Origin of the sequence: Ferrovibrio xuzhouensis (genome assembly GCF_042648965.1) — a bacterium.
GTDB lineage: Bacteria > Pseudomonadota > Alphaproteobacteria > Ferrovibrionales > Ferrovibrionaceae > Ferrovibrio > Ferrovibrio xuzhouensis.
The window spans coordinates 394569-407349 of sequence record NZ_JBHRYJ010000003.1; the positions used below are offsets into that span (position 1 = coordinate 394569).

General features: G+C 66.0%; 13 protein-coding genes and 1 tRNA gene. 8 read left to right on the forward strand and 6 right to left on the reverse strand.

The features are described from left to right. Positions 1–6: 6 nt before the first annotated feature. The 3 genes from ACFOOQ_RS15630 to ACFOOQ_RS15640 form a co-directional block, all read right to left on the reverse strand. Positions 7–750, reverse strand: a complete 744-nt coding sequence (locus ACFOOQ_RS15630; protein ID WP_379728344.1) for a hypothetical protein — start codon at positions 748–750, stop codon at positions 7–9. A gap of 3 nt (positions 751–753) precedes the next feature. After that, on the reverse strand, positions 754–1515 hold the full coding sequence (locus ACFOOQ_RS15635; protein WP_379728346.1) for a flagellar hook assembly protein FlgD: 762 nt from the start codon (positions 1513–1515) through the stop codon (positions 754–756). 196 nt (positions 1516–1711) lie between these two features. Beyond that, the gene (locus tag ACFOOQ_RS15640) at positions 1712–2317 is read right to left on the reverse strand and encodes an EF-hand domain-containing protein (protein ID WP_379728348.1); all 606 of its coding nucleotides are present in this window, start codon (positions 2315–2317) and stop codon (positions 1712–1714) included. Positions 2318–2638: 321 nt separating this feature from the next. Here ACFOOQ_RS15640 and ACFOOQ_RS15645 point away from each other — a divergent pair, with 321 nt between their 5' ends. The 7 genes from ACFOOQ_RS15645 (at position 2639) to rfbD (ending at position 8968) form a co-directional block, all read left to right on the forward strand. Then, complete coding sequence (locus ACFOOQ_RS15645) at positions 2639–3733, forward strand: hypothetical protein (protein WP_379728350.1); 1095 nt, start codon at positions 2639–2641, stop codon at positions 3731–3733. After that, positions 3730–4794 carry a glycosyltransferase family protein gene (locus ACFOOQ_RS15650; protein WP_379728352.1) on the forward strand — a complete coding sequence of 355 codons (1065 nt, stop codon included), beginning with the start codon at positions 3730–3732 and terminating at the stop codon, positions 4792–4794. The genes ACFOOQ_RS15645 and ACFOOQ_RS15650 overlap by 4 nt, the downstream gene beginning before the upstream one ends. Before the next feature lie 99 nt (positions 4795–4893). After that, positions 4894–5319 (forward strand): sugar 3,4-ketoisomerase, encoded by a 426-nt coding sequence (locus tag ACFOOQ_RS15655; protein ID WP_379728354.1) that lies wholly within the window; start codon positions 4894–4896, stop codon positions 5317–5319. Positions 5320–5441: 122 nt separating this feature from the next. Beyond that, positions 5442–6572, forward strand: coding sequence for a DegT/DnrJ/EryC1/StrS family aminotransferase (locus tag ACFOOQ_RS15660; RefSeq protein ID WP_379728356.1), 1131 nt, complete (start codon positions 5442–5444; stop codon positions 6570–6572). Further along, positions 6569–7450 carry a glucose-1-phosphate thymidylyltransferase RfbA gene (gene rfbA, locus ACFOOQ_RS15665; protein ID WP_379728358.1) on the forward strand — a complete coding sequence of 294 codons (882 nt, stop codon included), beginning with the start codon at positions 6569–6571 and terminating at the stop codon, positions 7448–7450. Before ACFOOQ_RS15660 ends, rfbA begins: the two co-directional genes overlap by 4 nt. 26 nt (positions 7451–7476) lie before the next feature. Further along, complete coding sequence (rfbC, locus tag ACFOOQ_RS15670; protein ID WP_379728360.1) at positions 7477–8064, forward strand: dTDP-4-dehydrorhamnose 3,5-epimerase; 588 nt, start codon at positions 7477–7479, stop codon at positions 8062–8064. Positions 8065–8068: 4 nt separating this feature from the next. Then, the gene (gene rfbD, locus ACFOOQ_RS15675; protein WP_379728362.1) at positions 8069–8968 is read left to right on the forward strand and encodes a dTDP-4-dehydrorhamnose reductase; all 900 of its coding nucleotides are present in this window, start codon (positions 8069–8071) and stop codon (positions 8966–8968) included. A 121-nt stretch (positions 8969–9089) separates the two neighbouring features. On the opposite strand, the gene ACFOOQ_RS15680 is transcribed toward rfbD, so the two are convergent. Beyond that, complete coding sequence (locus tag ACFOOQ_RS15680) at positions 9090–10091, reverse strand: alpha/beta fold hydrolase (protein ID WP_449265811.1); 1002 nt, start codon at positions 10089–10091, stop codon at positions 9090–9092. Between the two features lie 178 nt (positions 10092–10269). Here ACFOOQ_RS15680 and ACFOOQ_RS15685 point away from each other — a divergent pair, with 178 nt between their 5' ends. Continuing rightward, the gene (locus ACFOOQ_RS15685; protein WP_379728364.1) at positions 10270–11241 is read left to right on the forward strand and encodes an acetamidase/formamidase family protein; all 972 of its coding nucleotides are present in this window, start codon (positions 10270–10272) and stop codon (positions 11239–11241) included. Positions 11242–11275: 34 nt separating this feature from the next. Here ACFOOQ_RS15685 and ACFOOQ_RS15690 read toward each other — a convergent pair. Together ACFOOQ_RS15690 and mnmA are read right to left on the reverse strand one after the other, a co-directional pair. Then, positions 11276–11351: transfer RNA gene (locus ACFOOQ_RS15690), tRNA-Met, on the reverse strand. Between the two features lie 85 nt (positions 11352–11436). Next, a complete protein-coding gene (gene mnmA / locus ACFOOQ_RS15695; RefSeq protein WP_379728366.1) occupies positions 11437–12603 on the reverse strand; it encodes a tRNA 2-thiouridine(34) synthase MnmA in 1167 nt (388 codons plus the stop codon). Between the last annotated feature and the right edge of the window lie 178 nt (positions 12604–12781).

Below are 12781 nucleotides of genomic sequence, written 5' to 3' on the forward strand. Positions count from 1 at the left end.
CGTCGCTTAACTCGCCTGACGGTATCGCGGTTCGGGGTTGCCGTGGAAATCGTGGCTTCCGGTGTGCGTCAGCCGTCCGACCGTATCCAGCCAGACTTTCCCGCCAAGCCGACGCCAGCGCCAGCAGAAGGCAAAATCCTCGCTGAGATATGTCCGCGTGTCCGGTTCGATCAGGCAGTCGAACAGGGCATAATGCTGCCGGTTCGACCGCGGTCCCTCCGTATAGGCGTGCGTGCCGGAATAACCGAGCCCCGCGTAGGCCGCAGTCATTGTTTCCAGCACTTCACGGGCAATCAGCATGAAACCGGTCCCCGCATAATGCCCGGTGACAAAGCCATCGCGATCCTCGCGCCCCTCACCCGAGCAAGGCAGGCCGCAATAGTACAGGGCATCCTCTTCCTGTTCCGCACGGCCGCGCATGGCTGCCTGCTGCCAGTCAAGCACCTTCAGCGGATACAGGCCGGCGACCAGCGGTTCACCGAATTGCAGCATGCGCGCCACCTGGTCCGGCGAGAACGAGATATCGGCATCGACGAACAACAGGTGGGTTGCCCGTGGCATGTCGAGAAAATTCGAGACCAGGGTGTTGCGGCTGCGCGTGATCAGCGAATCATTGCCCAGCAGCGCCAGGCCGACATCGAAGAAACTGCCGCTGGCATACTGCATCAGGGCGATGACCGACTGCATATAGAGCTGGTGCACCTGCCCGCCGTAGCAGGGGGTGGATACCACGACAAGCGGGCGACTCATGCTTCAGGCCGCCGCACTGCTGTCATCCTCGCCGGATGAATCACTGCCGTCACTGGAGCCCGAGGAATCGCCGGTTCCCGCATTGTAGACGCCGACCACGTCTTCGGGCAGCACGCGCTGGCCGGCGACCATCAGGTATTGCTGGCCATCGACCGTCTCGAGGCCTTCGACATAGCCGCGCGTATACACATTCACGCCGTCGAGCGACTTGCCGCTGGAATCCTTGGCGGTCACTTCCAGGGTGTAGGTGCCGTCGGCAAGCTGGTTGCCGTTGTTGTCCTTGCCGTCCCACGACAGTTCGATCCGGCCGGCAGAGTCGAGATTGAGATCGCCGGATGCGGCGCTGACCGATCGCACGACGTTGCCGCTCTTGTCGAGGATGTTGTACTGCACGGAGGTGGTTCCCTCCGGCAATTCATATGACCAGTAGGTCGTATTGCCCTGCGTCAGCGTGGCATCCGCGGAATCGACATCGACCACCTTGCCGACATAGTTCAGGTTGCTACTGTTCTGCTGCGATTGCATCAGGGAGATCATCGTCTCCAGGTTCTTGTTCATGTCGATCTGCTGTTCAACCTGGCTGAACTGCACCAGCTGCTGCGTGAACTCGTTGCTGTCCATCGGACTGGTGGGGTCCTGATTCTTCAGCTGCGTGGTCAGCAGCGTGAGGAACGTGTTGAAATTCCCAGCCAGCGACGTCGCCGCCGAACTGGCGGCAGAACTGGAAGCCGAAGCATCCGTTGAAGATGAGACACCCGAAACCATGGCAAGCCTCCTTCGTTCATCAGGCCTGCCTCAGGGTTTACGACGCGGGGCGCGGGATAGAAGAAGAAAGTCACGCGCGAAATCTCAGGTTACAAAGTTATTTGTCGAAATAAATCAAATACATATCCAATCTTCCTGGCAACGGAAGAGGCCCCGCCTGCGGCTGCAGGCGGGGCATTCATCCAATCGCCTCCGTTCAGGCAGATGCCGAAATCGAAGACCCGGGCAGCGCGTTCAGACCGAAGGCATCCTGGGTCTGGGCATACTGCTGCGTCTGGCTGTACTGCTTCAGCCGCGAGAGAAAGGTCTGCACGAGATCGCCGGCCGAACTGTCGGCGGTCTGCGCTGTCGACGTGCTGCTGTCGCTGTCGTCATCCGTCGTGTCCAGCAGATCGAGCAGCGATGTGTCGCTGTCGCTGTCGTCATCGCTGCCGTCGACCTTCTTGCCACCGTGATGATGGTGGTGGCCGCTCCCCTGCACGCCGGCCGGCGGCGCCCCGGCCTGGGCATTCTCCTGCGCGGAAATCAGATTGCTTTGCAGATTCTCGGCAAGCTTTTTGAATTTGGCGTCGAACTCGGTGCCGGAAACCTCTCCGTCACCGTCGGTGTCGAAGGCGGAAATAACCTTGTCCGCCGTCAGACTGCTGGAAGTGCTGCCCGTGCTGTTGCTCTGCAACGTGTCGAGCAGCGACTGGATCTCATTCTTGTCGAGCTTGCCATCGGCATTGCTGTCTTTCTTGGCAAACAGCTGGCTCAGGGTTTGCTGCAGCGGGTTGGAACCGCTGCCGATACTGCTGACCATAGGACCTCCTGATCCGGATCTCGCCCAATGCTGAAGCGGCGCAGCGGCGGCGAATGCCGTGCGTCCTCCGGATCGATCCCATCAAGCTCCGTGCCAGACGGTCTGAATCACAACAGATTGATTTACATATGAAATATTGCTACGGAATGTTTCGAAATCGCTCTCCCGGCTGCCACCCGGCAAGTTCGTACCGGCAGGAGCTGCCACGTTTGTTGCACGGGCCCGCAGGCAATCTTCGGACATGCCGCCGCCGGGGGGCGGCATACCCAGCCTGCGGCGATGCCGGTATAGTCGGGCAAGGAACGAATCGGGCCAGTCCGCATGCGTGTCGTATTTGCCGTCAACGGCGATCCCAGTAAGCCGATCACGCAGGCCGCGTCGCTCGCCAGTGCGCGCTATCGCGGCCTGATTCCAGCCGGCGAAATGGCCCGCCGGCAGATCCGTTCCGAGGTGTTCACCGTCTTCGATCTGCTGCGGCCGAACTTCGATACGGACGGTATCGATCTGCTGGTCCTGCACCAGCCCAAGCACGATATCGTGGCCGCCCAGAACGTGATCGGCGTGCTGCTGGAACGGCTCGACATGATCCGCCGCAATGGCGGCGTCATCGTCATCGATGTTTCGGATTTCAAGTTCGGCGACAGTTTTCGCGCCATGCTTCGCCAGATCATCGGCGAGGCGAGAACCGCGATGTACCACATGATCCTGAACGAGCTGTTCGCCCGCTGCACGGCCATCACCACGCCGACCGAGAATCTCGCAGACCAGATGCGCGGCGCCCTGCGGCAGCCCGCACCGGTCTATGTCATCGAGGACGTGGTGGAAGTGGCACGCGGGGAGCCGCGCTTCGCCCCTGGCGACACGCTGAACATGCTGTGGTTCGGACAGCTGGTTTCTCATGCCGCCGCCCTGCAGAAATTCGTCCATACCGACCTGCCGCGCATCGCCGGCACGCGCCCCGTGACGCTGACCATGCTGTGCGAGCCGGTGAGCGCCGAGGATGCCGCCAGGTATTTCGGCCCGTCGCCGGAGGCCCGCGGCATCCATTTCGAGCAATGGTCGGTTCCGGCACTGGACCAAGCCCTCGCCCGCTGCGACCTGGTCGTCCTGCCGGTCGATACCGAGGCGGCCGGGGCAAAGGGCAAGAGCAACAACCGCGTCCTGCAGTCGCTCTATGCCGGACGCTGCGTCGTGGCGCACCCGCTCGACAGTTTCCAGAAGCTCGGCGATTTCGTCCGCCTCGACAGATCGATCCCCGCAGCCATTGCCGCGACACTCGCCGACCCGGCCACGGCGGTCGCGTGTGTCCGGCAGGGCCAGGCCTACCTGGACCAGCATTACACCCCGGCCGCCATCACCGACCGCTGGCTGGAAATCTGCCGCGACCTGACCGCCAAGCGGGAGCCGGCACCATGAGGATCCTGGCGATCGCCAGCCACCTCTCGGCAACCCTGTCGATCCATCTGCTGCGTCCGCTGCAGGGCCTTGGCGGCTTCGAAGCGCCGCTGCTGACCCAGGATGCCATCGCCAAGCTAGTAGCCTCCGCGCCTGGCGCCAATGCCTCCCAGGTCGCCGCGTTCCTGCTCGACAAGGTGAAGCCCGACCTTGTGTTCTCCAGTCGCTATAACGACATCCTCGCCGAAGAGCTGGTACTGGCCTGCCGCCAGCGCAATCTGCCTTTCATCTTCCACATGGACGACAACCTGATGGAAGTCTCGCCTGACCAGGGCGCAGACAAGGTGGCCTTCTACCAGCATCCGGCACGCCTGCGTGCCCTGCGGGTCCAGATGGAGCAGGCTTCGCTGGCATACTTCAGCACGGAGGCCCTGCGCGACCGCATGGTCGAGCTCGGCATCACCATGAACAGCTATGTCGGACCGATCTGCGCGGCCGTCGATCTGCTGCCTGATCTTGCGCCTGCCGCCGCGCAAGCGCCGCTGGTCTTCGGCTATGCCGCCAGTGCCGGCCATGGCGAGGATCTGAAACTCGCCCTGCCCGGCATCCGCGCCGCGCTCGAACGTTTCCCCACCGCCCGTTTCGAACTGATCGGCTCGGTGGCGCCGGTGGCGGAGCTCGCCGCCTTCGGCGACCGCGCCCGCTACGAGCAGCGCTTCATGCCCTACGACGATTACGTCGTCGACCTGCGCCGGCGCGGCTGGAGTCTTGGCCTCAGTCCGCTGTGCAACAATCCGTTCACGCGGATGAAAACCTATACCAAATGGGTCGAATACACGGCGGCCGGAATCCCGACGATCGCCTCTGATCATCCGGTCTATCGCGAGTGCTGCGCCGGCGGCGCCGCCCGTCTGGTCGGCGATGGCGACTGGCATGACGCCCTGCCCGCACTATTGGACGATGCCGCGGCGCGACAGACGATGCTGGCCACCGCGCGCGCGCGGGTCGGCCGGGACTACACGGTAGCGCGGCTGCGCGAGCAGTTGCTGGAAGCGTTCCGGCGGGCCGGCGCCTCCCCATAATCCGACCGGCCGCCATTTCCGGCCTTCTTAACCGGCAATTAAGCAGTTGCCCGTGGTATACAGGCCTCGGACCGACGCCGGGGAAGCAGAGGCTGCGTCATGGAAAAGAAAAGCTGGAGTGTCGTCGACCTGCCGATCGCGCATGACCTGCGCGGCAACCTGACCGTCGTGGAGGGAACCCGCCAGGTCCCCTTCGATATCGCCCGGGTCTACTATCTGTATGACGTGCCCTCGGGCTCCGAACGCGCCGGCCATGCGCATCGCCAGCTGCAGCAACTGGTGATCGCCGCCTCGGGCAGCTTCAGCGTCCTGCTCGATGACGGCCGGACCCGGGAAACCGTCTTCCTGAACCGCTCGCACCTGGGCGTCCTGATGGGCCCCATGGTCTGGCGCGTGATCAACAATTTCTCGTCCGGCGCCGTCTGTCTCGTGCTGGCCTCCCGCCATTACGAGGAGGCCGATTATATCCGGGATTACGACACCTTCCGGGTGGCGGCGACCGAGCGCTGGCGACAGGCCGGTTAGCGGTTTGATAACCGGTGCCCATGCAGGTTAGCATCTGACCGGCATGTCCCGCTGCCGGGGCATTCCGGATACCCTGACCCGGTACCCTGCCCCGGATAACCTGAACGAGAATGACCCAGGCGATGTCCGTCCCCTTTTTCGATATCGGCCCGACCCATGCCGAGATTGCCGGCGAGATGGATCGCGCCTGGCATGCCGTGCTGGATCACCGCCATTTCATCATGGGCGAGCGGCTGGCCGCTTTCGAGGCCGAGTTCGCCGCCTATTGCGACACCGCCCATGCCATCGGCGTGGCCAATGGCCTTGATGCCCTGACCCTGATCCTCGATGGTCTCGGCATTGGCCCCGGCGACGAGGTGATCGTTCCTGCTCATACCTTCATCGCCACCTGGCTGGCGGTGTCGCGGGTCGGCGCCCGGCCGGTGCCGGTCGACTGCGAGGCCGCCACCTGCAACATCGATCCTGCCGCCGTCGGCGCCGCCGTCACCGGCCGCACCCGGGCGGTCATCGCCGTGCATCTCTATGGCATGCCGGCGGCAATGGCGCCGCTGCAGCAGCTCTGCACCGCGCACGGCCTGCATCTGATCGAGGATGCGGCGCAGGCCCATGGCGCCACCGGCCAGGGCCGCAGGACCGGCAGCCTCGGCATCGCCGCCGGCTTCAGTTTCTATCCGACCAAAAACCTCGGCGCGCTGGGCGACGGCGGCGCTGTGGTCACCAGTGACGACGCACTGGCCGCCCGGGTCCGGCTGCTGCGCAATTACGGCTCCGAGCGCAAATACGAGCATCTGGTCGCCGGCTACAACTCACGGCTCGACGAACTGCAGGCCGCCCTGTTGTCGATCAAGCTGCGGCAGCTCGACCGTCTCAACGACCAGCGCCGCCAGATCGCCACCCGCTACCAGTCCGGCCTGGCCGGCCTGCCGGACGTCACGCTGCCGGCCGTTCCAGACGATTACGCGCCGGTCTGGCATCTCTATACGATCCGCCATCCGCGCCGCGATGCGATGATGCAAAGCCTTGCCGCGGCCGGCATCCAGACCCTGATCCATTATCCGGCGCCGCCGCACCTGCAGCCGGCCTATGCCGCGCTGGGCTACGCCGCCGGCGCCTTCCCGGTGGCAGAAGCCATCGCCCGCACCACGCTCAGCCTGCCGATCTGGCCCGGCATGAGTACAGAACAGGTTGACGCGGTGATCGCCGCGGTGACCACGGCCGCACATCAGGACAGCAACAAGGTGAAGACCGCATGAAAGGTATCATTCTCGCAGGCGGTGCCGGCACCCGGCTGCACCCCGCCACGGCGGTGACCAGCAAGCAGCTGATCACTGTCTACGACAAGCCGATGATCTACTATCCGCTGACCACCCTGATGCTGGCCGGCATCCGCGAGATCATGGTGATCACCACACCGCGCGACCAGGTCGCTTTCCGCAGCCTGCTCGGCGATGGCAGCCAGTGGGGCCTCAGCATCACCTATGCCGTGCAGCTCGAACCCAAGGGTATTGCCGAGGCCTTCATCATCGGCCGGCATTTCCTCAACGGCGAACCCTGTGCCCTGGTGCTGGGCGACAACATCTTCTACGGCGAGGGTTTCGTACAGGTGCTGCGCCGGGCCGCCGCGAAACAGGACGGCGCCGTGGTGTTCGGCTACTGGGTGGCCGATCCGGAACGCTACGGCGTGCTGGAACTCGGGCCCGGCCGCAAGCCGGTGGCCATCATCGAGAAGCCCCAGAATCCGCCGAGCAACTGGGCGGTCACCGGACTGTATTTCTACGATCGCGAGGTCTGCGATATCGCCGCCGCCCTGAAGCCGTCGGCCCGCGGCGAGCTTGAGATCACCGACCTCAACAACGTCTACCTGCAGCGCGGCAAGCTGGCAGTAGAACTGTTCGGTCGCGGTTTCGCCTGGCTCGATACCGGCACGCCGGACAGCCTGCTCGAGGCGTCCAACTTCATCGCCACGGTCGAGAAACGCCAGGGCCTGAAGATCGCCGCGCCGGAAGAGATCGCCTGGCGCCAGGGTTATATCGACGACGCCCAGGTGGCGAAGATCGCCGCCGCCTATGGCAAGAATGCTTACGGCCAGTATCTCAGCCGCATCCTGCGCGAGGGCAAGGACCGGCTGTAACAGCCGGAGACCGGGGGACAATCGCCATGCGCATCATTGCCACCAACCTGCCCGACGTCTTCATCATCGAGATGAAGAGCTTTTTCGACGACCGCGGCTTCATCAAGGAGCTGTGGAACGCGCCGCGCTATCTCAACCACGGCCTCGGCGTCCCTTCCGTGCAGACCAATTTCTCGCGCTCGCGCGGCGGCGTCGTCCGCGGCCTGCATTACCAGGAGCCGCACGGCCAGGGCAAGCTGGTCACCGTCACCGCCGGCGAGGTGTTCGACGTCGCCGTCGACATCCGGCGCAACTCGCCGACCTTCGGCCAATGGGCCGGCACCGTGCTCAGCGGCGACAACCATCACCAGCTGTGGATTCCACCGGGTTTCGCCCATGGCTTCTCGGTGCTCAGCGACAGCGCCGACTTCCTCTACCAGTGCACCGCGCCGTACGATCCGAAATGCGAGCATGCGATCCGCTGGGACGATCCGGCGATCGGCATCGACTGGCGGGTCAAAGAGCCGGTGATCGCGGACAAGGATCGCGCCGCGCCGCTGCTGGCGGATGCCGACGTGCTGCCGCCCTATTACCCGCTGCCGGGCCTGATCGTCTCGCCGAACGGCAAGGCCTGAACCCATGCTGCGTGTTGCGGTGATCGGCGGCAGCAACGGCCAGCTGGCCCGTTCGCTGTCCGAGACCGCAGATGCCGGCTGCATGGTCAGCCTGCTCGGCCGGCCGCAGGTCGATCTGGCTGAACCTGCCGGCCTGCCGGAAATGCTTTCCGGCCTGCTGCGCGATCTGGCGCCGCAGATCGTCGTCAATGCCGCCGCCTATACCGCCGTCGACCGCGCCGAAAGCGAGCCGGACGCTGCCTTCCGCATCAACCGCGACGGCGCCGCGGCGGTGGCGCAGGCCTGTGCGGCGCTCGGCCTGCCGCTGGTGCATGTCTCGACCGACTATGTGTTCGATGGCAGTGGCGACCGGCCCTGGCGCGAAGACGATGCCTGTGCACCCACCGGCATCTACGGCCGCTCCAAACTTGAAGGCGAACGTGCCGTGCAGGCGGCGCTGCCTGCAGCCGTGATCCTGCGCACCGCCTGGGTGCACAGCCCGTTCGGCGGCAACTTCGTCAAGACCATGCTGCGGCTGGCCGGCGAACGCGACCGGCTGCGCGTCGTCGCCGACCAGCAGGGCTGCCCGACCTACGCCCCCGATCTTGCCGCTGCGATCCTGACGCTGGCGCAGCGCCGTGTCGCGGCACCGGACGACCCGGCCCTCGGCGGCATTTTCCATCTGGCCGGCAGCGGCGCCACCAGTTGGTTCGGCCTGGCCGGCGAGGTGATGACGGTCTCGGCCCGGTTGGGTGGCCCGCACCGGCCGGTCGATCCGATCACCACCGCCGATTACCCGACCCCGGCACGGCGCCCGGCCAATTCGGTGCTTGATTGCAGCCGCATCGACGCCGCCTACGGCATCCGCCTGCCAGACTGGCACGCCGGCGTCGCTCGCTGCGTTGCCCGCCTGCTGGATACCTGAATCCGGAGAAAAAGAAGGCCGCCGCCCGCGGGAGACGGGGGGACTGTGGGCGGCGGCCAGACCGGTATGACCTCGGGGGCAGGTCAGCCGGGTAAACGTGTTGCGGAACGGGTTGCCCGGATCAGGCCGCCTTGAAGAAGGCCAGCAGGTCGGCGTTGATCACATCGGCATGGGTGGTCGCCATGCCATGCGGGAAACCCGGATAGGTCTTCAGCGTGCCGTGTCTGACCAGCTTGATCGACAGATGCGCGGAATCGGCGATCGGCACGATCTGGTCGTCCTCGCCGTGCAGGATCAGCACCGGCACGTCGATCGCCTTCAGGTCCTCGGTGAAATCGGTCTCCGAGAAGGCCTTGATGCAATCGTAATGGGCCTTGGCGCCGCCGATCATGCCCTGGCGCCACCAGTTGTCGATCACGCCGGGATAGACCTTGGCGCCCGGCCGGTTGAAGCCGTAGAACGGCCCTTCCGGGATATCGCGGTAGAACTGCGCCCGGTTGGCCGCCAGTGCGGCGCGGAAGCCGTCGAAGACCTCGAGCGGCAGGCCGCCCGGATTCTTCTCGGACCTGACCATGACCGGCGGCACCGCGCCGATCAGCACGGCCTTGGCGACACGGCCTTTCTCGGCGCGCGCGACATAGCGGGCGACCTCGCCGCCGCCGGTGGAATGGCCGACATGGATGGCCTGCTTCAGGTCCAGCGCCTTCGCCAGCGCGATCATGTCGGCGGCGTAGGTGTCCATGTCGTTGCCGGTATCGGTCTGGGTGGAACGGCCATGGCCGCGGCGGTCATGGGCGATGACCCGGTAGCCCTGGCCGAGGAAGAACAGCATCTGGGCATCCCAGTCGTCGGCGCTGAGCGGCCAGCCGTGATGGAAGACGACCGGCTGCGCGGATTTCAGGCCCCAGTCCTTGTAGAAGATCGTGGTGCCGTCGGTGGTGGTGATGGTGCCCATGGTCTGGTTCTCCTGTGCTGGATGGCTGTGCGTGGCAGAAGACGTGCGGGCCGGGGCAAGCCCCGGCAGGGTCGCGAGCGCCGCCGCACCGGCACCGGCCTTCAGCAGCATCCGCCGCGATTGGCCCGCGCCACGATACCCTGCGCCATTGTACCCTAGTCCGGTCATGCCCGCCCTCCTGGCTGCGTGTTCTGTCGGGATCGGCTGATCCGCCCGGTACCGCCAAACTACCGCCGGACCGAGCAGGCTGGAATCAGACCAAGGGCATGCGGCCCTATATCTTGGTATAGCCGGCGCGGGTCGCTAGAGTGACGGCACCTCCCACTGTCCCACCCCGGATATCGCCATGACCGACCACAGGCTCGAGCCCACACCGCAAACCGTTCACTGGGGCTTTTTCGACGCCACGCTCACGCCCGCCGCCACCATCCAGTCGGGCGACCGCATCACCATCCGCACGGTGTCCGGCGGCAGGGAATGCCTGCCCGCCGAGGGCAGCGGCCTTGCCGTGCTGCCCGAACACCGCGCCATCCTCGACACCATGACCCCGGTGATGCCGGGCCATCTGCTGACCGGCCCGGTGGCGGTCGACGGTGCCGCGCCCGGCGACGTGCTGGAGGTGCGCATCGAGGATGTCCGCCTGATCCAGGACTGGGGCTGGAACGTCAACCGGCCGCTGCGCGGCACCCTGCCCCATCGCTTCCCGGAAGGCCGCATGCTGCAGATCCCGATCAGCCGCAATGCGATGACCGCCGCCTGCCCCTGGGGTTCGACGGTGCCGCTGCGGCCGTTCTTCGGCGTCATGGGCGTGGCGCCGCCGGCCAATTACGGCCGCGTCTCCACCATCGAGCCGCGTGAATACGGCGGCAACATCGACAATCGCGAACTGACCGCCGGCACCACGCTGTACCTGCCGGTGTTCACGCCGGGCGCGCTGTTCTCCACCGGCGACGGCCATGCCTGCCAGGGCGACGGCGAGGTCAACCTGACCGCACTGGAAACCGCGCTGGAGGGCGACTTCACCCTGGTGCTGCACAAGAAGAAGCGCCTGCCGCGGCCGCGCGCCACCACCGCGACGCATCTGGTCACCATGGCCTTCGACCCCGATCTCGACGATGCGGCGGTGCGCGCGCTGGAAGACATGATCGATGCGCTCGGCGCCATTGCCGGGCTGGCCGCCAACGATGCCTACGCGCTGTGCAGCCTGGCCTGCGACATGCGCATCACCCAGCTCGTTGACGGCAACAAGGGCGTGCATGCCATGCTGGCCTTCGAGCGGCTGCCGCGCCTCGACCGCGCCGCCATCGCCGGCTTCTAGGCTTCCAATATATCTCTGGTTTTGAAGGGAAAAATGGTGGCTGGAGGCGGATTTGAACCGCCGACCCAGGGCTTATGAGTCCCTTGCTCTACCAACTGAGCTATCCAGCCACTGTGCCGTGGGGCGGCGCATGGAATACGCAGCCCGGCCGCCAATGTCAAGCTTGCGGCAACATGTTGATGCGATTGGGCGAAATCAGGCCGCGGCACTCGTCCCGGCAGCCTGCGACGCGCGCGCGATCCAGCCGCCGCCGAGCAGGCGGTCGCCATCGTAGACCACGCCGGCCTGGCCCGGCGCCACGCCGAATTCCGCCGTCATCAGGTCCAGCCGTGCCGTGCTGGCCCCCGCATCCGTCTCCGGGCCCGGCCGGATCACCGCGGCGACCGCCGGCTGCGCCGAGCGCAGCTTGACGGTGACCGCGCGCCCTTCCGGCGGGATCGGCTGCGCATCGAGCCAGTTGAGCTCGCGCAACAGAACATCCGTGCGGGCCAGCGCCGCCCTGGGGCCGACAATGACACGCCGCCGCGCCGCGTCGAGCCGCAGCACATAGAGCGGCTCAGGCCCGGCGATGCCGATGCCCTTGCGCTGGCCGACGGTGAAATGGATCACGCCGTCATGGCGGCCGAGCAGGTTGCCCTGCGCATCGACGATCTCGCCGGCCTCGGCGGCCTCGGGGCGCAGCTTGGCTACCACGGAGGCGTAATCGCCGTTCGGCACGAAGCAGATATCCTGGCTGTCCGGCTTGTCGGCGACGACCAGCCCGAAGTCTTCCGCCAGCTTGCGCACGGCGGGCTTTTCCAGACCGCCCAGCGGAAAGCGCAGGTAGTCGAGCTGCTCGCGCGTGGTCGTATAGAGGAAATAGCTCTGGTCGCGGCGCGGGTCGGCGCCCTTGTGTAATTCGGGGCTGCCATCTGCAGAAACAGCGCGCTGCACGTAATGGCCGGTGGCGAGGCAGTCGGCGCCGAGGTCGCGCGCGGTCTCCAAGAGGTCGCGGAACTTGACCCGCTGGTTGCAGCGGATGCAGGGGATCGGCGTCTCGCCCTGCACATAGCTCTCGGCGAAGTCGTCGATCACCGACTGGCGGAAGCGGCTTTCGTAATCGAGCACGTAATGCGGGATGCCGAGCCGCGCCGCCACGCTGCGCGCATCATGGATATCCTGGCCGGCGCAGCAGGCGCCCTTGCGCGCAATGGCGGCGCCATGGTCGTAGAGCTGCAGCGTGATGCCGATGACGTCGTAGCCCTCGCGCGCCAGCAGGCCGGCCACCACCGACGAATCGACCCCGCCCGACATGGCGACCACCACGCGGGTTTCGGAGGGCGGCTTGGCGAAGCCGAGGCTGTTGACTGTATCGCTCATCATGCTCTCTGCAGGGCCGGGCGGCCCGGCGCGGCGGACTATAACGCGGAGGCCGGCGGGGACAAGAAAAAGCCGGCGGGGCCCGGCGGTGACCGTTTCCGACCGGTGCGGACCGCTGGTGACCGCTGCGGCCCGCCGGTGCCCGTTCCGGCCCATTCGTGACCGTTCCGGCCCGCTGGTG

Coding starts and splice junctions, on each gene's coding strand:
- ACFOOQ_RS15630 (WP_379728344.1), bottom strand. CDS start 750: ATGAGTCGCCCGCTTGTCGTGGTATCCACCCCCTGCTACGGCGGGCAG.
- ACFOOQ_RS15635 (WP_379728346.1), bottom strand. CDS start 1,515: ATGGTTTCGGGTGTCTCATCTTCAACGGATGCTTCGGCTTCCAGTTCT.
- ACFOOQ_RS15640 (WP_379728348.1), bottom strand. CDS start 2,317: ATGGTCAGCAGTATCGGCAGCGGTTCCAACCCGCTGCAGCAAACCCTG.
- ACFOOQ_RS15645 (WP_379728350.1), top strand. CDS start 2,639: ATGCGTGTCGTATTTGCCGTCAACGGCGATCCCAGTAAGCCGATCACG.
- ACFOOQ_RS15650 (WP_379728352.1), top strand. CDS start 3,730: ATGAGGATCCTGGCGATCGCCAGCCACCTCTCGGCAACCCTGTCGATC.
- ACFOOQ_RS15655 (WP_379728354.1), top strand. CDS start 4,894: ATGGAAAAGAAAAGCTGGAGTGTCGTCGACCTGCCGATCGCGCATGAC.
- ACFOOQ_RS15660 (WP_379728356.1), top strand. CDS start 5,442: ATGTCCGTCCCCTTTTTCGATATCGGCCCGACCCATGCCGAGATTGCC.
- rfbA (WP_379728358.1), top strand. CDS start 6,569: ATGAAAGGTATCATTCTCGCAGGCGGTGCCGGCACCCGGCTGCACCCC.
- rfbC (WP_379728360.1), top strand. CDS start 7,477: ATGCGCATCATTGCCACCAACCTGCCCGACGTCTTCATCATCGAGATG.
- rfbD (WP_379728362.1), top strand. CDS start 8,069: ATGCTGCGTGTTGCGGTGATCGGCGGCAGCAACGGCCAGCTGGCCCGT.
- ACFOOQ_RS15680 (WP_449265811.1), bottom strand. CDS start 10,091: ATGACCGGACTAGGGTACAATGGCGCAGGGTATCGTGGCGCGGGCCAA.
- ACFOOQ_RS15685 (WP_379728364.1), top strand. CDS start 10,270: ATGACCGACCACAGGCTCGAGCCCACACCGCAAACCGTTCACTGGGGC.
- mnmA (WP_379728366.1), bottom strand. CDS start 12,603: ATGATGAGCGATACAGTCAACAGCCTCGGCTTCGCCAAGCCGCCCTCC.